The sequence below is a fragment of the Arthrobacter sp. P1_B3 genome (assembly GCF_056406615.1).
The window spans coordinates 72138-93319 of sequence record NZ_JBFTZV010000001.1; the positions used below are offsets into that span (position 1 = coordinate 72138).

14 protein-coding genes are annotated in these 21182 nt (G+C 63.5%); 6 read left to right on the forward strand and 8 right to left on the reverse strand.

The features are described from left to right. Window positions 1-51: 51 nt before the first annotated feature. From murJ to trxA, 4 genes are all read left to right on the forward strand, one after another. Window positions 52-2100 (forward strand): murein biosynthesis integral membrane protein MurJ, encoded by a 2049-nt coding sequence (murJ, locus tag AC1D2F_RS00350; RefSeq protein WP_229993527.1) that lies wholly within the window; start codon window positions 52-54, stop codon window positions 2098-2100. Window positions 2101-2270: 170 nt separating this feature from the next. Continuing rightward, window positions 2271-3827: a protein kinase family protein gene (locus AC1D2F_RS00355; RefSeq protein WP_229993526.1), complete on the forward strand. Its 1557-nt coding sequence runs from the start codon at window positions 2271-2273 to the stop codon at window positions 3825-3827. Window positions 3828-4069: 242 nt separating this feature from the next. Next, window positions 4070-5026, forward strand: a complete 957-nt coding sequence (gene trxB / locus AC1D2F_RS00360; RefSeq protein ID WP_229993525.1) for a thioredoxin-disulfide reductase — start codon at window positions 4070-4072, stop codon at window positions 5024-5026. 37 nt (window positions 5027-5063) lie between these two features. Next, window positions 5064-5390, forward strand: a complete 327-nt coding sequence (gene trxA, locus AC1D2F_RS00365; RefSeq protein WP_091248528.1) for a thioredoxin — start codon at window positions 5064-5066, stop codon at window positions 5388-5390. Between the two features lie 6392 nt (window positions 5391-11782). On the opposite strand, the gene AC1D2F_RS00370 is transcribed toward trxA, so the two are convergent. The 8 genes from AC1D2F_RS00370 to rpmH all read right to left on the reverse strand — a co-directional run bounded on the left by AC1D2F_RS00370 (window position 11783) and on the right by rpmH (window position 17509). Continuing rightward, complete coding sequence (locus AC1D2F_RS00370; RefSeq protein ID WP_229993524.1) at window positions 11783-13042, reverse strand: ParB/RepB/Spo0J family partition protein; 1260 nt, start codon at window positions 13040-13042, stop codon at window positions 11783-11785. A 68-nt stretch (window positions 13043-13110) separates the two neighbouring features. After that, window positions 13111-14178: a ParA family protein gene (locus AC1D2F_RS00375; protein ID WP_229993523.1), complete on the reverse strand. Its 1068-nt coding sequence runs from the start codon at window positions 14176-14178 to the stop codon at window positions 13111-13113. 87 nt (window positions 14179-14265) lie between these two features. After that, window positions 14266-14916: a 16S rRNA (guanine(527)-N(7))-methyltransferase RsmG gene (rsmG, locus tag AC1D2F_RS00380; RefSeq protein ID WP_229993522.1), complete on the reverse strand. Its 651-nt coding sequence runs from the start codon at window positions 14914-14916 to the stop codon at window positions 14266-14268. Between the two features lie 16 nt (window positions 14917-14932). After that, window positions 14933-15535, reverse strand: a complete 603-nt coding sequence (locus AC1D2F_RS00385; protein ID WP_229993521.1) for a Jag family protein — start codon at window positions 15533-15535, stop codon at window positions 14933-14935. Beyond that, window positions 15535-16515 carry a membrane protein insertase YidC gene (yidC, locus tag AC1D2F_RS00390; protein WP_229993520.1) on the reverse strand — a complete coding sequence of 327 codons (981 nt, stop codon included), beginning with the start codon at window positions 16513-16515 and terminating at the stop codon, window positions 15535-15537. The genes AC1D2F_RS00385 and yidC overlap by 1 nt, the downstream gene beginning before the upstream one ends. Window positions 16516-16531: 16 nt before the next feature. Next, entirely contained in the window at window positions 16532-16927 is a 396-nt protein-coding gene (yidD, locus tag AC1D2F_RS00395; RefSeq protein WP_229993519.1) for a membrane protein insertion efficiency factor YidD, read from the reverse strand. Next, the gene (gene rnpA / locus AC1D2F_RS00400; protein ID WP_229993518.1) at window positions 16920-17330 is read right to left on the reverse strand and encodes a ribonuclease P protein component; all 411 of its coding nucleotides are present in this window, start codon (window positions 17328-17330) and stop codon (window positions 16920-16922) included. The genes yidD and rnpA overlap by 8 nt, the downstream gene beginning before the upstream one ends. A 41-nt stretch (window positions 17331-17371) precedes the next feature. Further along, a complete protein-coding gene (gene rpmH, locus AC1D2F_RS00405; RefSeq protein ID WP_003800212.1) occupies window positions 17372-17509 on the reverse strand; it encodes a 50S ribosomal protein L34 in 138 nt (45 codons plus the stop codon). Between the two features lie 462 nt (window positions 17510-17971). On the opposite strand from rpmH, the gene dnaA reads away from it, so the two are divergent. Together dnaA and dnaN are read left to right on the forward strand one after the other, a co-directional pair. Next, the gene (gene dnaA, locus AC1D2F_RS00410; protein WP_018775671.1) at window positions 17972-19393 is read left to right on the forward strand and encodes a chromosomal replication initiator protein DnaA; all 1422 of its coding nucleotides are present in this window, start codon (window positions 17972-17974) and stop codon (window positions 19391-19393) included. A gap of 586 nt (window positions 19394-19979) precedes the next feature. Beyond that, complete coding sequence (gene dnaN / locus AC1D2F_RS00415; RefSeq protein WP_090582070.1) at window positions 19980-21104, forward strand: DNA polymerase III subunit beta; 1125 nt, start codon at window positions 19980-19982, stop codon at window positions 21102-21104. The last annotated feature ends 78 nt before the right edge of the window (window positions 21105-21182 follow it).

Here is a 21182-nt window from a genome sequence, read left to right on the forward strand (position 1 = left end):
GCGGCCGGTCCCGGCCACCGATAGCGACTAATGCCCCGCACGGGTGAGACGATGAAGACGATGTCATCTGCCAAACCCGCCCCCGTACCCTCCGGCCCCGCCGATTCCAAAGCTGTCCAGTCCGGTGAAGCCCGTTCCAGCGCCATCATGGCCGCCGGAACCCTCGTTTCGCGTTTCCTGGGCTTCGCCAAGACTTGGATGCTGGCGGCCGCCCTGGGCTTGGGCTCCTCCGTCAATGACACGTTCATCAACGCCAACAACCTCCCCAACCTGATCTTCCTGCTGGTGGCGGGCGGGGTGTTCAATGCTGTTCTGGTACCGCAGATCATCAAGGCCAGCAAGGCGCCGGACAAGGGTGCGGATTACATCAGCCGGCTGCTGACGCTGGCGGTCCTGGTGCTGCTGGTGCTCACACTGCTGGTCACGCTGCTGGCGCCTACGGTCATTCAACTGACCACCCAGGGCTACTCGCCGCAACAGAAGGCCCTCGCGGTGTCGTTCGCGTTCTGGTGCCTTCCGCAGATTTTCTTCTACGGCCTGTACGCCCTGCTGACCCAGGTCCTGAACGCCCACGGGGCCTTCGGGCCCGCGATGTGGGCGCCGATCGTCAACAACGTCGTGGCGATCGCCGGGCTGGGCATGTTCATCGCCATCATGGGCGCCAATGCCGCCAATCCCCACACGATCGACAACTGGGGGTCCGCCCAGACCATTCTCGTGGCCGGGTTCTCCACGATCGGCGTCGTCGCCCAGACTGCCGTCCTGCTCATTCCCGTGTTTAGGCTCCGGCTGGGGCTGCGGCCGCGCTTCGGCTGGCGCGGCGTCGGGCTGGGCCATGCCGCAAAGCTGAGCGTCTGGACCCTGGCGACGGCCGCCGTGGGGCAGCTGGCATTCCTTTACGTCATGCGCATCGCCACGATCCCGGGCGCGGAACGGGCGCGCCTCCAACAAGCGGGGGACCCCGCGGCGGCCACCATTCCGGGCAACGCAGTGCTGGAGGTGGCCAGCCAGCTGTACCTGCTCCCGCACTCCATCATTGCCCTGTCCCTGGCCACCGTGCTGTTCAACCGGATGACCCGGGCATCGCAGGACGGCGACCGGGCCGGGCTGCGCAGCGCGCTCTCCCACGGGCTGCGGACCATGGCCGTGGCCACCGTCTTCGGCGCGCTGGCGCTCTTCGCGCTGGCCGGGCCGCTGGGCATGTTCTTCTCCGGCAACGTGCGCCAGGACGGCGTCATGCTGGCCCAGACCCTCACCATCCTGGCCCTCAGCACCCCGTTCATGAGCGCCAACTTCATGATGTCGAGGGTGTTCTACGCCAACGAGGACGCCCGGACGCCGTTCTTCATCCAGCTGGTCCTGGCGCTGGTCAACGTGGCGGCCGCGTTCGCGATCCAGTTCCTGCCGTTCGACCAGATCATCTTCGCCATCGCCATCCTCTACACCGGCGGCAATATCCTCTCCGTGATCGTCAGCGCGATCTTCCTGCGCCGGCTCCTGGGCCACCTGGACGGACCCCGCATCGCAAGCTCCTACATCCGTATGGGCTACGCGGCCCTGGGTTCGGCTCTGGCCGGAGCCGTGGCGCTGTGGATGCTGGGCAGCTACAACCCGGACGGCTACGCCTGGAGCGACCGGATCGCCGCTCTGGTGACGATCGTCGTCGTCGGTCCCGTCATGCTGGCCGCCTACTTCGTGCTGCTGAAGCTCTTCCGGGTGACCGAGCTGCAGGATCTCCTGCAGCCGCTGCTGGGGCGGCTCCGGCGCCGCGCCCCCGAGCCGCAGGCAAGTGGCGCACCGGAGGTGCGAAGGGCGCCGGAGCGGGCCACCACCTCGGTGGATACAGGCCTGATTCCGCGAATTTCCGGCGGGTTCGACGCCGAGTCGTTCCGAGCAGGCCCCGACATCCGGGAAGAGGACTCGTTCCCTTACGGGCGTCCGTCCGGTCCGGAGGGCGGATATCTGCCGGCCGAGGACCTCCCCAGCACCGCGCAGGGCGGTCTGGGCCGGGGCGATGTTCCCTTGCCGGGCCGGCGGACCTACCAGGGCCCGGCCGGTCACAACCCCTATTTCCCGTTTAGTCGGAAAAAGAAAAAATGAGCCGGCCCCGTTTCGAACCGCCGTGCTCACGCGGCCCGGACAGAGCATCGGCTAGGATCGAAGACTAACAAGGGAAGTTGCGGACCAGCGGTCAACCGGCTTACCGGAGGGCACACGGTCGCTCTCAGAGTGACCACGTCGGCAGGTCCCGGACAGTCTAGGAGGAGCCCGTGTCCCACCCGATCGATGTCGGATCAGTACTCGGTGGCCGCTACAAGGTCACTGCCACCGTACTGACCTCACATGACCAGGATCTGGTGCTGGACGGTGTGGACCAGGTGCTCAACCGTCCCGTGAGTATCCTTGTCGCCGGCCCGGGCAACGCCGATCAGGTGGCCCAGAGTGCCCGTGAAGTGGCCACGGGCGAACGTCCCGGCAGTGTGCAGATCCTTGACCTCGGCGTCAGCGATTCCACCACGTATCTGATCACCAACCACACCTCGGCCGCGGACCTTCTGGATCTTGTGGTGTCGTCCAACCCGCCGTACGTGGAACCTTTCTTCACGGACACCCTGGGCAGCGAAATCTTTGGGCAGGCCCGCTCCCACGAACCCGAAACCTACGACGGACTCTACGACGACGAGGAAGTCGACGCCGGGTACATCAACTATGGGCAGACCCAGGCCGCAGCCGGACACCCGCCGGTTTCCCCCGCGGCACCTCCCGCCGGAGTACCGTCCCGGCCGACGTCGGCGCCCGCCGCCGCGACTGGCGCTGCTGCGGCAGCCGGGGCTGCAGCAGCAGCCGCCAGGGCCCCCAAAGCCCCCACAACCGCACCGCAAGAGACCGCGGCACATACGACGGCGCCGCAGCCCGCCCAGGGCGGCACGGCGTCCCGCCAGACCGACCCGGCAGCGCAGCAGCCGGCAACCGCCGCTGCACCTAAAGTTTCCTTGTGGTCCGACGACGACTACACCGGCGATGACCAGCGTGGTGCCGAGCACCACGGCGGCGCCGCAGCGGCCGCCGGACTGGCCGGAGCCGGTTTCGACACTGCGGATCGGGCTCCGGGCAACTTCCCCGCCTCCGCCCGTGCCGCCATCGACGAGGATGAGTACGAGTACGAAGACGAGCCCAGCCGGGAACCGCGCTCCATGCGCTGGCTGGTGGGCGGGCTCCTGGCTGCCGTATTGGTGGTGGGCCTCATCTTCGCGGTCACCAACCTTGGCAGCCTCTTTAAGAGCAGCCCGCAGACCACCGCCGCACCGTCCGCGTCGTCCAGCACGCCGGAACAGTCCACGGGGCAACCGTCGTCGACCGCCAGCGAGGCACCGGCCGCCGGGCCGCCCGTCATCGAGGACGTGACGCGAGTCGGCAACTTCGATTTCGCCGGAAATTACGACACCGACCTCGCCAAGACGTTTGACGGGAACGGCGCGAGCTTCTGGTCCGACATGGAATTCGCCACGGAGGACTGGGGCGGACTTGCCTCCGAGGTCCCGCTCGTCGTCAAGCTGAAGGACCCCTCCAAAGTCTCCTCCGTCACCCTGAGCCAGCTCGGCGCCTCCGGCGGCAGCATCAGCGTCTTCACCAATGACAGCCCGTCCCTGGACGGCGCGAAGCAGATTGGCAGCAACAGCTTTACGTCGCCGGACCTCACGATGCCGCTGTCCGAACCTGTTACGGCGCAATACGTGATCGTGTCCATCAAGACGCTTCCCAAGCTGGCCGCTCCCAAGACCCGCTACGGGTACGGCCTGCGCCTTGCCGAGATCAAGGTACAGTAGCGGACCCTGGGCAGTAGCCGACCCTGGGCAATAAGGGGCCCTGGGCGGTAAGGGGCCCTGTGTAGTTGCGGCCCTGTAATCCGGGGCCGCCTCCGGCCCCGGCCGCGGCAAACCGGTACCCTGAGTAATGGTGTTGCTTCGTGACGCCCATTTCGGCCGGAATATTCAATGCCCGGCAATAGTTGTGCCATGTGGCCGGCCATCGAGGCGGGCGCTCGACAAAGGAAGAGGTTCACCGTTCAGTGAGCAACGCAGAAAACACTGCCTCCGAAGTACGTGATGTCATCATCGTCGGCTCCGGCCCGGCGGGCTACACCGCAGCGGTGTACACGGCGCGCGCGAACTTGAAGCCGCTGCTCCTGGCAGGCTCGGTCACGGCCGGCGGCGAACTGATGAACACCACGGACGTGGAGAACTACCCTGGGTTCCCGGACGGCATCATGGGCCCGGACCTCATGGAGAACTTCGAGAAGCAGGCCGCGCGCTTCGGCACGGAGATCCAGTTCGAAGACGTCACCGAGATGGACCTCGACGGCGACGTCAAGACCGTCACCATCGGCACAGGGGAGACCTTCAAGGCCCGGTCCATCATTCTTTCCACCGGCTCGGCCTACCGTGAGCTCGGCCTGCCGAACGAGAAGCGGCTTTCAGGCCACGGTGTCAGCTGGTGTGCAACCTGCGACGGTTTCTTCTTCAAGGATCAGGACATCGCAGTAATCGGCGGCGGCGACTCCGCCATGGAGGAGGCCCTGTTCCTCACCAAGTTCGCCAAGTCCGTCACCGTTGTGCACCGCCGCGACACTCTCCGCGCTTCAAAAATCATGGCCGACCGCGCCTTGGCCCACGAGAAGATCAACTTCGTGTGGAACAGCGGCGTGGAGGACGTTTTGGGTCAGGACAAAGTCACCGGATTGCGGTTGAAGAACCTGCTTGACGGCGCGGAATCCGAACTGGCCGTGACCGGAGTGTTCGTTGCAATCGGCAATGATCCTCGCACCGATCTGGTCAAGGGCAAGCTCGAACTGACCGCAGAGGGAACCATCGCGGTGGACGGCCGCACGTCAAAGACCAGCGTCCAGGGTGTTTTCGCCGCCGGCGACGTGATCGATCCGACTTACCGCCAGGCGATCACCGCGTCCGGTTCCGGCTGTGTGGCCGCCCTCGACGTCGAGCACTACCTCGCAGATTTCCACGCCTAAACGGCGCGCAGCAACCAACGGAAGAGAGACAAAGGTTATGAGCAACGCAAAAGACGTAACGGACGCCAGCTTCAGCACTGATGTACTGGCCTCCGATAAGCCGGTCATCGTCGATTTCTGGGCCGAGTGGTGCGGCCCCTGCCGCAAGCTGGGACCGATTCTTGACGAGATTTCGGTCGAATACAGCGAGAAGGTTGATGTGGTCAAGGTCAATGTTGACGACAACCCGGCCATCGCAGCCGAGTACGGCATCACCTCCATCCCGGCCGTCTACCTGTTCCAGGGCGGCGAGGTCAAGAGCACCGTTATCGGTGCCCGGCCCAAGCAGTTCTTTGAGAAGGAATTTGCGGACGTCCTGTCCTAAGCTCACTGAAAGTGGCCCCCGCCTTCTGGCGGGGGCCCTTTTTTGTTGTGGTCCAGGGTCCACAGAGGGGGAGTGGGGACTGACAGAGGGTAGTAGGGGCTGCCCGGGTCACGGCGACGTCTTTCGAACTGATAAGGCAAGTTTCAGGGGTTGCCCGCTGATGCAGTTTTCTGTCGGCTGGCCACTCTCGCTGTATTTCTCGATTCCTGCCCCAGAAGGGACGCTTCCGCCTGCTATCGGGGGCGCTCCAGTGCGCGAATAGTACTGTAGCGACGGTTTGCCGGTGCACTGGTTGTCGCGTTCACATAATGCCCATGTTTCACGTGAAACATGAGGATCAGGACGCTCATGCGCGCTTCTGCAGTCCATGCCAGCCGTTCTGCGGCCACGAGAAGTTTCGGGAAACCGGCCTCCCTCTTGCCGCTGCGGCCATGGTGCTAGTCGTGGCTACCCGCAGCCTTCACTGTCGCCGGAGATTTATGGTGACTTGGTGCCCCGAAGGGTCGTTAGCGCGCCGCACCCAGCGGTTTCACGTGAAACGTTGAATCCGGGTGACGGTTCCAGATCGCCGGGCTATAGGCGAAGTGGTGCTGGCGGCATTCGATGCTTTATTGGGCAACTCACACACAGCCAACGCCTCGAATGACCTATGGTGGCAGGTTGGGGCGTCACCAAAGGGTCCTGACTGCATTCCGCGCGGGCATTTTGACTGAATCTCGCCCTGCACAGCAACGGATCAAAGTTTCGACGTGGGGTAGCTATTCCGCCACTGCCGGTATACGTGATTTTCCCCCGCGGCTCCTCCACAGAATCGAGAGCCAAGCTAGTGGCGAAAACAGTCTGGCAGGCGCTGACGTGTCGACCCTTGAAATTCACGAGAGCGGCCGTTCCAATCCCTGGCGTCATCTAGCTCTACGTTTGGTTCCCGGTCATTCTTGGCGGCCGCCAATCACACGCAGGCCTCAGCCCCGTCCACCAGATGTTTCACGTGAAACATGCCGGCGCTGCCCACGCGTGGAGTCGGGCGAGTAGGCCGCCGTCATGGTGTTTCACGTGAAACCGAACCTACGCCGGGCATCGACGACGGCCGAAAAATGGCGATCCGACAGTTGGCTCTCGGATATTAGTTTGGACACGGCGCTGACATCCCCTTTACCGTTCACCGGGGGATCCAAACAGTGACGCCAAATGTTGCCCCTCCCGGCCTGCGTCGTCATCCATAGCCTCCTGAGCACCGACCGCGTCGAGGCAGCAACTAGCCACAGGCGGAGGGGCGCCGCGGCATAGCGCCTAGCCTGCCACTCCCTGCAGTATCGTTCGGCTGACTGCGGGCCCAATTCCTTCCATGTCCCACGCTCCATCTCCATCCCCACCTAGGCCCCAACGGGACCTGGCCCAGCTCCAGCATCGCCAGGTTTCACGTGAAACAAGGCAACGGATTGCGCGCCATCCGAGGGGAGGCCGTCACCAGGGCAATATGGTTCCTGACGGGGGATGGAACCCCTTCCAGCTCCCACCAGCCGCGCGACCAATCGGCAGGTCTGATTGGAAAGCGTAACCGGGCAGACTCCCGTCATCGGGTGAGCTGGACAGACTCCATAACACCGCGGCATGGCAGCCCACAGGCAACTGTCCGAGAGCCTAGGAACCTGCTCGACAGGCGGAGGGCGTGCTGCTGGGGCCGGCCCCACACGGTCAATCGCGGTTCGACTGCACGCGGTCCGGCGGGGGAGAAGGCCAACAGGATCTCCAAGGCACACTGATATCTCGACGGCCCATGTTGTCTGATTTATGGCCCGCGCCGAACATGGGCGGTCGAATTCCGGGTTGGGTCGTCAGTAGGCCACGGCAAGAGGTCTCCACGTTCAGTCCACGGCAGGCGCATAGAAGACAACTCAACGACCTATTGAAGGCAAGGGACGGAGCCCCCTGCCACTGGCAATGGCTGGCCACCCCGAGTACGGCGACGATATTTCTCGCCGCGCCGGGTCCGCAATCGGCTCCCGCTCCTGGCGGATCCCGTCAGCCGGCCTATGAAGACTCTCGATTATTCGCCGTCTTGCCCCAGCCAGTGATCCCTCGTACCGGCGGTCCAGCAACGGGCAGGCTCAGACATTCGTCCGTACGTCGCCGCCTCGTCTAAGTCACATTGCAGTCTCCGGTCCGTACGTCGCAGCTCGCCCAACGCCTGCTGAACCGGGCTGCCCATCTCCGGCCAGGCTCCATCGAGAGCTCCCCTCAAGCCCTTGGCGACGCTCCAACTACCCGGGCTAGTGGCAACCCGCACCACCTTGTCTGCTGAAGAGGGGACCGGTAGGCAGTGGTTCTGTTCCCGCCGATTGTCCGCAGACTATTCACGCGGGGGACAGGAGGGAATGCGCGTTCTCCCGAACCGCAGGTTCGTGTCAGTGCGCTACTAGTCGTATTGTTGTAGCGGTCGGCAGGTGGGCAACGTCCCCTTCGCTTCCGGATCTCCTGGAGCTACCGACTGTAGTCACTGCCGCCTCCCGCGGAAGGAGATCCTCGATCCCTCCGTGTCCTTGAGCTTTTCGACACTGCTCTGACGACACCGCCTTGAGGACCCACCGTCACAGTATCCGCCATCTAAGCGGCTGTCCGCGTCGACAAATAGAGGTCAAAAGCACTCCCGATTCATGCGCGCCCAGCACGTGCACTGGCCCGCAGGAACCGTCGCGTCCGCGATATCCACCGCGTTCTCCACAGAAGTTATTCACACAGTTATCCACAGGCCCTGAGAGACTATTCACACCCACGTACTGACGCTCCGAGAAGCGTCGCTAGGTTCTCAGGCCATGACCTATTGACCGGCTACTCGCGGTGCCTTGGTTCTGCCGCGAAGAATCATTCAAGCCCTGGGGATCCGGACGGAAAAAGAAGCCAAGTACCCTGAAAAATTAACCCTAGAGCGGAGATTTAATACATCTTCACCAATGCTTCCGGCCCCGTTCCCGCCGTGAATGATCATGTTTCACGTGAAACGGATCACGAGCATCCATCAAAGCATCAAGGCATACGGTACGACCGCAGCTGGTGTCCCATTCAGCCGCTCCCACGGAGCTTCAGTCCGAAACTAATCCACAAAGTTATCCACAGCAATATCCACTGCTCTATCCACCGTTCTATCCACCGGGCACTGGCCGGAACCAGTAGCCATGGACGGCTCCGAGAGCGCTCCTCCTGACACCGTTCAGCTGCCGCACCGCAGCGCCTGGAAGGGGTGTCCCTCACCTCGCAGGGAACCAATGCTGTTGGCCGAACCACGTCACTTCGAACGACCAGACCATTCACCCACATACACCACCCACCACTTAGGGCAGAGCGTCCAGCGCGTGCACGAATGTTGAGAAGCACCCGGGGAGCGCCGCCGCTCCCCGTCTGATCACCCGGCTTCGGCAATTCGCCATGGGGCCAAGTCGAATTATCATCTTGCGCGGACCGGCTGCCGCGGACCGGGTCTACGGCGACGGCACGTCGTCGACACGTGGGGCCTGAAAGCGAGGACGACCGCCGGGGTTAGTGGAGCCGATCCGTTCACGCACTTGTCACTCGGAGGTCCTCGTCTCCCACCCGCCGCCGTTTGGACGGCTCATGGAAGCTGCCTGATGGTCGACCGCGTGGCGGCCGGCCGCTCGTATTGCGTCGGAGCCAAACGTGTTCCGGCCGAGCCGCACGTCGATATGTCGGAAAGTCCCGGGCCGACCGAGCCTCATGTCCATGGGTCGGGAAGTCCTGGGACGGGCGAGTGGCCGGACTTCCGAACGGCATGAGCCGGCGCAGACCAACGCTCAACTCACTGGCTCAGGTGCCGAAGGTGAACAGGCCATCCGGGACGCCGACGGTCATTACGCTGGAACCCCGGCGGGTCGCGACCCTCGTCGGGTGCCGGCGCAAAGAGTGGGCCGGAGCCTACAGCGTACGGGGATCGCACGGCGCATGGATTGTGATCCGCAGATTGAAGTTCCGATTCGTCTACCCTGACCACGGCTAACCGCTACGAACGCGCAAGCACAGGGGACTCGTCCATCTGAACGTGAAGACGCTGGGGCGCATCCCCGACCGTGGCAGCTGGCGGACTCATCACCTCGGGCGATCCCGCCCAGACCGACGCTGCTGCAGGCGAGACCGTCCAATATTCTGAATCGACAGGGCACTGACGCGTCCTCCGGATACGATTCGCCGGCATTCCGTATCGGGAGCCCCACGCACCGCGGCTCCTGGCAGCAGGGGCTCCCGAGGCCTGCCGGGAGTGAGGGTGGCTGGCGTCCCGTGACGGATCAATGTCGCTGCACTCTCGTATAGTCCGTAATGACAGGCTGACGGGCACGGCATACTCTGCGAACTCGGTGGGGGAGCCGGGTACCCGCGTGCCACGGTGCCGGAGTACGGCCCGGAGTACGACGCCCGGCTTGCGGCGTCCGGGGTGCCTGGGTACCGCCGCGCCACGGTGCCGGCGTACGGCGCCCGGGGTGCCGGCGTGCCGCGGTGCCGGAATACGGCGTCCCGGGGTGCCGCGGTGCCGGAATACGGCGCCCGGGGTGCCGGCGTGCCGAGGTGCCGAGGTGCCGAGGTGCCGGGGTGCCGGGGTGCCGCAGCAAGCTGACATGCGCGGCCCGAACGGTTACTGGAGGAGGGGATGGGATCACGGGCATGCTGTCGAATACGGTAAGGCCAGCGAGTAGGGACCCGGAGGGCTTGGAACTCCGTGATGCCAGGCAATTCTGTCCAGCATCCCAAGAGGAGTGCTCCGTCGCATCGCTGCGAGGTCGGGTACTCCTGCGGCGTCGGCGCCACATCAACTCCATATCGAGGCCCACGTTGCGGCCCACAGGCCGCCAAGGAGCCCAAGCCCAACAGGCCAATCCCGCCGCTCCGCCTTCACGAAACAGTGCCGCTCGGCCCTGGGTCCCGGGACCGTCGGCGGTGGAGGGAGCGCGTCGAAAACATAGGCCACGCCACATCGCCGGGGAACCCATGCTCAGGGACTTTGTGGCAGCGACATTGCCTGATCAAAGCGTGACATTCGAATCTCCGCGGTTGCCTTCCAGAGGACGCCTCAACGACTAGACATCGGAATCAGAGGGTACAGGCACTCTTTCGAATTCCCGCGACAGCAGGAAGACCCCAACCCACGATAAACCGACCGATCGGAACTTCAGCGGCACGCCAGCCCGCTCTGCATTCATTCGACTATTGCCCCCCATGCAGCGCTGCAACGGGACCCGACACTGCTTTCAAGGCCGCCACAACAGGCTGCACGTCCACAGTTCGCGCAGCGAGGTACGTTGCCGCCGAACTCGAAAGTCGTCAGCTCTTACCGTGGGCTAACGGCGGACCCGGGAGCTGGCCATGCCTCGAAGGCTGTTCCTGCCTGCTGCTGGTGGCGAAGATGGAGCGATGTGATCGACTGCCCGCACCAACATCCGGGCCGGACGCGGAGGCCGGGAGTTTGAACAACCAGGGATGGACACCTTCCTTTGGGCGGCTCAACCTTCGATATTCAGCCCGCGGACATCTCGTGGATCATCTCCAGGAGGTCGACCCCCGGCCCAGGGCCACCCCCGATTCCCAGCTCTATTGCAGTCGCACGGCCCCGTTGAACTCGCACCGTCGGAATGCCGAGTCCCCGGCGATGTTGACCGCCGGGGCGACGGACGTCCGGTCTTCGAGCCGGTACTAACGCCCCATCCGCTCTGATCGGCTATCGTCCATCGTCCACTGCCTGGCCTACGGGATAGGCCTGAGGGCTCGGTGAGTGCTGTGGCATGGATTTGCTGGCCCTGTTTCACGTGAAACATTGATCCGCAGCTCCGGAACAGGTTCTCCTATGGGCACAGAAAGGGACGGTAATGGCGGCTTCGGAGAGACGTGGTCGCGGCGGCATGGACTCTGCAGGGTCATTAGGAACGCACGAGATCCGTTCAGCGACTCCAAGAGCCCCGCGGCATACCTCCCCGCTCACGCCCCGTACGGCGATGTGTTACCCATTTCGCGGACGCCGGCACAAGGTCTGGACCGTACACTGCGCATTCCGCGTGCACCTACGCTGAGAACCAACAGTATTCATCAGGCCAGTTCACTATTCCGGCGGTAGGGGCGAATGCCGCCTTACCCGCGGTGAAGCGCCCCAAAGACTCCGCCCCAAAGACTCCGCCACTAAACACGGTGACGTACCGCTCCCACGACCCGAGCCCTCAATCCGCGGCCGGCCCAGGCCCGGCCCCGGGCCCGGCCGAAGGATAGTGGAATCCCACCCGGCAGAAATCCCCGGCACGAGCAGCGCCGGCATTTGCAAAGGGCACCGGCATCGACAAAAAAGGAGGGTCTGTTTCACGTGAAACAGACCCTCCGGGAAACGCTCAGCGAGAGGCGACCTAGCTGGACGCTCCAGGCGTCAGGACGTCCATGATGCGGTTCAGGTCCTCGACGCTCGCGAACTCAATGCTGACGCGACCCTTACGGGCACCGAGCGAAATCTTGACGTTGGTATCAAGGCGGTCAGACAGCGACGACGCCAGGTAGTCCAGCCGTTCGTGGCGGGCTCCGGGGCGCGGGATGTTGTTCTTGGCCGGCGAGGCGGGGCTCTGGTACAAGGTGACGGCTTCTTCTGTCGCCCGGACCGACATGCCCTCCGACACAATTTTCTGCGCCAGTCGTTCCATGGCCGCGGCGTCCGGGAGTGCCAGCAACGCACGGGCGTGACCTGCCGAGATAACGTTTGCGGCAACCCGCCGCTGGACCAGCGGGGGAAGCTTCAGCAGCCGCAGGGTGTTGGACACCTGGGGCCTCGAACGGCCTATCCTGTCCGCCAGCTGCTCGTGGGTAGTTCCGAAGTCCTCGAGGAGCTGCTGGTAGGCCGCAGCCTCTTCAAGCGGATTCAGCTGGCTACGGTGCAGGTTCTCCAGCAGCGCATCGCGAAGGAGGTCGTCATCGGTGGTGTCACGGACAATCGCGGGGATAGTTTCCAGGCCCGCGGCCTGTACTGCACGCCACCGCCGTTCACCCATGACGAGCTCGTAGGGTTCGCCACCCTCTTCGGTTGAGGTACGGACCACAATTGGCTGGAGGACGCCGATTTCCCGTACGGAGTGCACCAGCTCCGCCATGTCGTCCTCATCGAAGACCGAGCGGGGCTGTTTGCGGTTGGGATGGATATCAGTGACCGGAATTTCGGCAAACCTGACACCGGGCACCTCTACAAGCTCAACCGATCGCTCATCGCCCTGCTCCGAGGTGGACTCGAAGGCCAACTGCTCGCCGGCGTCGGCCGCGGCCGGCTTGGCAGCAGCAGGCGAGGACTTCGGCAGAGCCGTCTTCCGGGCGGGAGTTTTCTTGGACCCAGAGCCGGCAGCGCCGGCAGCTGCGTCGACGTCGGCAGCTGCGCTGGCATCAGTGCCGGCAGCTGTGAGATCAACAGGATCCCCGGTCTTGGCGGGGGCGGACTCCGGCGCCTTGGCCTGGGCGGCGTTGACGTCCGGGACCGAGTCGGCGTCGGAAATCTTTTTTCGGGCTTCGGGAAAGAAGAGGTCCACGGGCCGGGATGGGGCAGCGCCGTTTCCGGAGGCGTTAGCCGCGGCGGAACTTGGAATGAGTGCGCCAAGTCCACGGCCGAGGCCGCGTCGCTTATCGCTCATGGATAAATCCCTCCAGTGGAAGAGCCGGGATTCACCTGGCTCTGGCTAGTGCAATTCTTGAAAAGATTCTAACGTTCCGCGATTTCCGCTGCGGCTTCCAGGTAGGACAGGGCGCCGCTGGAAGAGGGATCATACGTCATGACAGTTTGCTGGTAGCTCGGTGCTTCGGAAATACGCACCGACCTCGGCACCACGGCACCGAGCACCTGCTTCGGGAAGTGCTCCCGGACCTCGGCTGCCACTTGGGCAGCGAGATTGGTGCGGCCGTCATACATGGTCAGCAGAATTGTGGAGACAACCAGATCGGCGTTCAGGTGCTTCTGAATCATCTCGATGTTCTTCAGGAGCTGGCTGAGGCCTTCAAGGGCGTAGTACTCGCACTGGATCGGGATGAGGACTTCGCTGGCCGCACAGAAGGCATTGACTGTCAGCAGTCCGAGGCTGGGCGGGCAGTCAATGAAGATGTAGTCCAGCCGATCCTCGCCATTCTTGGCGCGCTCCTTGGAGTACACATCGATGGCGCGGCGCAGCCGCTGCTCGCGGGCCACCAGGCTGACGAGTTCAATCTCGGCGCCGGCAAGGTGGATGGTGGCGGGCGCACAGATCAGGTTATCGATGTCGGGGCACGGGGCCACAACGTCCTTCAGCGGGACATCGTTAATCAGGACATCGTAGATGCTGTCGACGTCGGCGTGGTGCTCGATTCCCAGGGCTGTGGAGGCGTTGCCCTGCGGATCGATGTCGATCACGAGCACTTTCAGGCCTGCCGCCGCCAGCGCGGCGGCGATATTGACGGTCGTCGTCGTTTTGCCGACGCCGCCCTTCTGGTTGGAAACGGTGAAGACCCGGGTTTTTTCCGGTTTGGGCAGTTGCCGGCCGAGCAGCCGTTCGCGGCGCTTGTTCTCATGCGCGAGTTCCCGGGCGATGGGGCTGGAATCGTCGATGGAGTCCAGCACGTTCCCGGTGTGCGGAAGAGAGGTTTCACGTGAAACACCGGCCATCCCGACAGCCTTGGCAACCGAAGCCGTGTGATTTCCGGAGTAGTCAAAAGCTACTGCAGGAGCCGTAAACGCCCGTGCGGACCCCAGGGACACAAACGGCGGGATCCGCTGTGTGGAAGCTTCGCTACTGCTCACTATGACACGCTCACTCTCATTCGGCTTTTACTGCCGGTTACTAGCCTAACCTCTTCCCCTCAGACTCCCCGGGCACCGGGGCCGGTGCTAGGTAATCTTTTGAGGCTTGTTCACTACGATTCGCACAACAGTGGTGGGTTCCTCGAGCAGGTCCTCGCCCACCACCACCACGGACGTCTTAGTGCCGCCCAGCTTGCGAATAATCTTGGCCGCCTTTTCGATTTCTTCGCCGGCGCTGCGTCCCTTAATGGCAACGACTTCGCCCTTGCCGGCCAGGAGCGGAATGGTCAGTCCGGCGAGATTGGACAACGCGGATACCGCGCGGGCCGTAACGACGTCGGCGTTCACGAGTCCCACTGCGAGTTCCGCGCGGGTGCGCATGATCGTGACGTTCTCGAGGCCAAGGTCATCCACCACCTCCTGGAGCCAGATGACGCGGCGCTCCAACGGTTCGATCAGCGTCAGCTCCAGGTCCGGCCGGGCGATGGCCAGGCACAGGCCGGGTAGGCCGGCGCCGCTGCCGACGTCGGCGACATGGCTTCCGTGGGCAATCTGGCTCTCGATGACGGCGCAGTTGAGCACGTGCCGGCTCCACAGCCGGGGCACTTCCCGGGGCCCGATCAGGCCCCGTTCGGTCCCGGACGTCGCCAGGTGCTCGACGTAGCGCGTCGCCAGTTCCAGGCGGTCACCGAAGATGGACTCTGCTGCCTTGAGTTCATGGGCGGTAATTTCAACCATCAAGCTAGTCAACGGTTCAGTCTGCGGAGACAACGATGTGCCGGTCGGCGCCTTCGCCTTCGGACTCGCTGACGAGCCCCAAATCGGCGACGGCGTCGTGCACGATCTTGCGCTCGTAGGCGCTCATCGGAGCCAGGGCAACGGCCTCGCCGGAATCCTTGACCGCGGCGACGGCGTCTTCAGCGATCTTCTGCAGGTCGCCGGCACGCTCCGCACGGTACCCGTTGATATCCAGGACCAGGCGGGACCGGTTCTCCGTCGCGGAGAGCACGGCGAGCCGCGTCAGTTCCTGGAGCGCCTCAAGGACTTCGCCGTCACGGCCCACAAGGCTTTCCAGCCCGGCCGATTCTTCTTCGGCGACGATCGAGATATACGTGCGACCGTTGCGGACCTCGATGTCGATGTCGCCATCGATGTCCGCGATGTCCAGCAGCTCCTCAAGGTAGTCCGCAGCGACGTCGCCTTCTTCTTCGAGGCGGCTTGCGGAAACACTCTTGCCGGTGCCGGCCTGTGCTCCCTGGGCGTCGTCCTGCGACGAGTCCTGGGCCGCATCCTGGGCGTCGTCCCGGTCCTCGTCAAACTCGGCGGAAATAGCGTGTTCGGTGCTCTCGGCAGACATTACTTCCTCTTCCTGTTCTTACGTTGCGGCTGGACGCGCTGGGTCTTGGCTTCCACGGCGGCCGCGGCGGAGGCCTCGGCTGCCTCGGCGTCGACCTTCTTGCCGCCCAGGAGGGGCAGTGCGGGCAGGCCCTTGGCTGCCCGGCGCTCGGCGAGAGCCTTGGCGGCGGGGGAACCCGGCGTAGGCATCCGGCGGATCACGAAGAACTGCTGCCCCATGGTCCAAAGGTTCGTGGTGGTCCAGTAGATCAGGACGCCGATGGGGAAGTTGATGCCACCCACACCGAAGACGACCGGCAGGATGTAGAGCATCATTTTCTGCTGGCGCATGAACGGGCTCGCCAGGGCCTCTTCGGACATGTTCTTGGCCATGATCTGCTTCTGCGTGATGAACTGCGAGGCCGTCATGGCCAGGATCATCACGATGGAGAGGACCCACACCGCAACGACGTTGCCGCCCTCGGGGGTGCCGTGGAGCAGCGTCGCGGAGAGCGGGGCACCGAAAATGGTCGACTGATCGAACTGCACGACCTGTTCGTGGCTCATCGCCCCGATGCTCTTCCCGCTGGTGGCCGCGGCCGTAATGCCGGAGAGGACCTGGAAGAGGGCAAAGAAGAAGGGCATCTGGATCAGCATGGGCAAGCAGGCAGAGAACGGGTTGGTGCCGTGCTTCTTGTACAGGGCCATCTGTTCCTGCGCCATGGCCTGGCGGGACAGCTGGTCGGTCTTGCCCTTGTACTTGTCCTGCAGCTTCTTCAGATCCGGCTGCAGCAGCTGCATGCCTCGCTGGGCCTTGATCTGCTTGACGAACACGGGAATCAGGGCGGCACGGATCACCAGCACCAGCCCGATGATGGACAGGGTCCACGTCCAGCCACTGGCAGCGGGCATGCCGATGGCGCTCAGGCCATCGTGGAAGACCACCATGATGGCTGAGACCAGCCACTTGAACGGAAACATGATTGTTTCAAAGAAGTCCATACGATATCCCTATTCGTTAGGCCGCAGAGCGGCCTTCTCCATCAGTCTGAGCAGCCAGGTACTTGTCCGGATTGTTCAGCACAACAATTGTGGGGGTGCGGTCTGCGGGCCACTCGCATTTGCCGGCGGGGACATGGTCCACGCCACCGGCGTTCCAGGGATGGCAGCGCGACAGGCGCCTCGCCGCCAGCCAGCTTCCTTTCACCGCGCCGTGGACCGTAATCGCCTCAAGGGCATAGGCCGAGCAGCTGGGAAAGAAGCGGCAAACCTGGCCGTACAGCGGTGAGATCACCTTGCGGTACGCCTGAAGCAACAGAATGAGGACATTGCGGGGCAAGTTCCAGACTGCCCGGCCCAACCATGCTGCTGCGGATTTTGCAGGAGGGACGACGGCGGCAGTTGAGTTACGCACGCGGGGTCCCTTCCTGTGTCGTCTTGTAAGAACCTGGTGAAGCAGCCTCTGGAAGGCGATCGCCCAGCCGTTTCATGGTCGTCTCCAAAGCGGCGTCATAGTCGGCGAGCAGCTGGTCCCAGCTGGCCCCCGCCGCAGCGGGCAGTGCCCGGACCACGATGGCGAACCCGCTGCCGTATTTCTGCAACGACAATGCACCGGCTTCTCTCAGTCTCCTCTTAACGAGGTTCCTGACAACAGCGTTCCCGACACTCTTGGAAACGATGAATCCGATCCGGCTTGGTTCATCGGCAGCGAGAGCTGCCGTATATAACACTACGTTCCGGCGTCCATTGCGGACACCGGAACGTACAGTTGTTGAAAAATCGGTTGATGTCCGCAGACGGTTCCTGGTGGCTAGCACCGTTCAACTCGCACAGGGATGTAGACCGACGAGTCAGTTATTTAGGCCGACAGTTCGGTGCGGCCCTTGCCACGACGGGCTGCCAGGATGGCACGGCCGGCACGGGTACGCATACGAAGGCGGAAGCCGTGCTTCTTGGCTCGACGGCGGTTATTCGGCTGAAAAGTCCGCTTGCTCACGTTAGTTACTCCAGTGGATCAAAGGTGCGCCCACCCGATCAAGGGGAAGAACTGGCCGACGCTAAGTTTTGGATGTGCCGCTTCCCTCGTAACTCGCACGACGCGGGGCGTCGGGAAAGATTCAGATGAGGCGAAAAGCGTACACATGGGACTTCACAACGTTAGGGCTTGCCGACCTCCCGAGTCAAACCGGGGGTTGCTTCTCAACCTTTCCCCAGCTGTGGCTAACCCGTCCGTCAGCCTGTGGATGAGCCCGGTCACAGGCCCCTTTTGAGAACCACAACGGTGTAATTATCCACAGGACTGAACCCAGCTATCTTCTAGCGTTTTGATCCCCTACAGTGTCTCAGTAACCCCTTGTCCACGGACTGTGCATAACCCTGTGGATTGAGCCGGCCGGTGGACAGCTCCGGACCGCGTGGATGCACGTAATGCAGGCCAGCAAGTTTGAGGAACTGATTGATGACAGTAGACGAAGCCAACCAAGCCAACACTGTCGGAAGTTCCTGGCGGCGGGTTGTGAGCCTCCTGGAGAACGACCACCGTGTCTCTCCCCGGCAGCGCGGCTTCGTCATCCTGGCCCAGGCCCAGGGCCTGATCGGTTCCACCCTTCTGGTGGCCGTCCCCAACGAGCTCACCCGCGAAGTGCTGCAGACCCAGGTCAAGGAAGCCCTCGACGACGCCCTCCGCAGCGTGTTTTCCGACGAAATCCGCTGCGCGATCGACGTCGACACTGACCTGGTGCCCCTGCACACAGAGCCCGAACCCGCCGTCGAACTTTCCCTGGCCGCTGACCCGACCGTGGAGTTAAAGCCGCAGCCGATGCTGCCGAGCACCTCGCACGAATTCGGCCGCCTCAACCCGAAGTACGTCTTCGACACGTTCGTGATCGGTTCCTCCAACCGGTTCGCCCACGCAGCCGCCGTGGCTGTGGCGGAGGCGCCGGCGAAGGCCTACAACCCGCTGTTCATCTACGGCGACTCCGGCCTCGGCAAAACCCACCTGCTTCACGCGATCGGCCACTATGCGCGCCGGCTCTACAGCGGGATCCGGGTCCGCTACGTCAATTCCGAGGAATTCACCAACGACTTCATCAACTCCATCCGCGACGACGAAGGCACCAGCTTCAAGACCACGTACCGCAACGTGGACGTGCTGCTGATCGACGACATCCAGTTCCTGGCCGGCAAGGACAGGACGCTGGAGGAGTTCTTCCACACGTTCAACGCCCTGCACAACAACAACAAGCAGGTGGTCATCACCTCGGACCAGCCGCCGAAGCTGCTCGCCGGCTTCGAGGACCGCATGAAGTCGCGCTTCGAGTGGGGCCTGCTGACCGACATCCAGCCGCCCGAACTGGAGACCCGCATCGCGATCCTCCGGAAGAAGGCGCTCAGCGAAGGCCTCTCCGCCCCGGATGATGCCCTCGAATACATCGCCTCGAAGATTTCCAGCAACATCCGCGAGCTTGAGGGTGCCCTCATCCGCGTCACGGCCTTCGCCAGCCTGAACCGGCAGCCGGTGGATGTGGCCCTGGCCGAAATGGTGCTCAAGGACCTCATCACCGACGACGGTGCCCAGGAAATCACCTCGGCCCAGATCCTCACGCAGACGGCCGACTACTTCAAGCTCAGCATGGAGGAACTCTGCAGCAAGTCGCGCACCCGCACGCTGGTGACCGCACGGCAGATTGCCATGTACCTGTGCCGGGAGCTCACGGACATGTCCCTGCCCAAGATCGGGCAGGAGTTGGGCGGCCGCGACCACACCACCGTGATCCACGCCGACCGCAAAATCCGCGAACTCATGGCTGAGCGCCGGGTCATCTACAACCAGGTGACCGAGCTGACCAACCGGATCAAGCAGCAGCAGCGTAATTCCTGAGCCCTCGGCCGGCGCACTCTTACCTTATTAACAGGGCCCTGTGGACAACCCTGTGGATACTTAAGGGGACAACCGCGGTTAATGGGCTTAAAACCCTTAAGGCTCCTGTGGATCGGCGAATCGGCCAAAAAACTTGTCCCCATCCACACCCTGTTTAAAACCTGCTCCGCCCACAGTCCATGAACAGGGCTTAACCGCGGATTCGCACGGCAGGATCGAGTTATCCACAGTTTCCACAGCAGTTATTAACACTGCTAATCCCAAGAAAATGAATTTCCCTCAAACAACAATCTCCTTCCGCCCCCCGAGCAGTGCCCAGGCCCGTTCCGGACCGGCACAGGAGACCGGCCCCGCGAACAACACTCTTGTAACCCGGGGATGGGAGAAACGCTCACCTTGGGGCTAAGCTGTCAGCAGTGCGTCCGTCCCGGACATCTTTTGTGGTTCCCTACCGGGCCATGAGGCCCGGGGAGGGCGGACGATTCCCTTGTTGACGGAGTTCGGCATCCCTGCCGAGGTCCGCGGCAGCCTGAGCAGTCGTAGCGAATTCAGCACCAACAGCAGCAATGAAAGGCGGCACCCTTCCGTGAAGTTCAGAGTCGAACGGGACGTCCTGGCAGAAGCCGTGACATGGACCGCCCGGTCGTTGTCTCCGCGGCCGCCCGTTCCCGTACTTTCAGGCCTGCTCCTGAAGGCTGAAGCCGGTACCGTCAGCCTCTCGAGCTTCGATTACGAGACCTCCGCGAGGCTCGAAATCCCTGCTGACATCAGCACCGAAGGCACCATCCTGGTATCGGGCCGCCTGCTCGCGGACATCTGCCGCAGCCTGCCGTCCGCCCCCGTCGAGGTCGAAACCGACGGCAACAAGGTGACTCTCACATGTCGCCGAAGCAGCTTCCACCTGGCCACGATGCCCGAGGCCGAATACCCGCCGCTGCCGGCCCTCCCCACGATCAGCGGCACCGTTCCCGGCGATTCGTTCGCCCAGGCGGTGTCCCAGGTGATCATCGCGGCCAGCAAGGACGACACCCTGCCGATCCTGACCGGCGTTCGGATGGAAATCGAGGACGATCTCATCACCCTCCTTGCCACCGACCGTTACCGCCTGGCCATGCGGGAAGTTCCGTGGAAGCCTGCGACTCCCGGCATCTCCACGAGCGCCCTGGTCAAGGCCAAGACCCTCAACGAAGTGGCAAAAACGCTGGGCAGCAGCGGCGACATCAACATCGCCCTCGCCGACGACGACAGCCGGCTGATCGGTTTCGAAAGCGGCGGCAGGACCACCACTTCGCTGCTGGTGGACGGCGACTACCCCAAAATCCGCTCGTTGTTCCCGGACTCCACACCCATCCACGCCACCGTGCAGACCCAGGAACTGGTCGAAGCCGTGCGCCGCGTCTCGCTCGTGGCCGAACGCAACACCCCGGTCCGGCTCGCCTTCACCCAGGGCCAGCTGCACCTGGACGCCGGCACCGGCGAGGACGCCCAGGCCTCCGAAGAGCTCGAAGCCCAGTTGTCCGGCGAGGACATCACCGTGGCCTTCAACCCGCACTACCTGATCGAGGGCCTGAGCGTCATCGAAACCAAGTTCGTGCGGTTCTCCTTCACCACCGCACCCAAGCCGGCCATGATCACAGCCCAGCAGGACGCCGAGGGCGAGGACCAGGGTGACTACCGCTACCTCGTCATGCCCGTGAGGCTGCCCAACTAGCTGACAGATGTGCGCCGTTTTGACCCCACAAAACGGCCACAACTGCCAGTGACCTGGGTGACGGTCCCCAACGAAGCA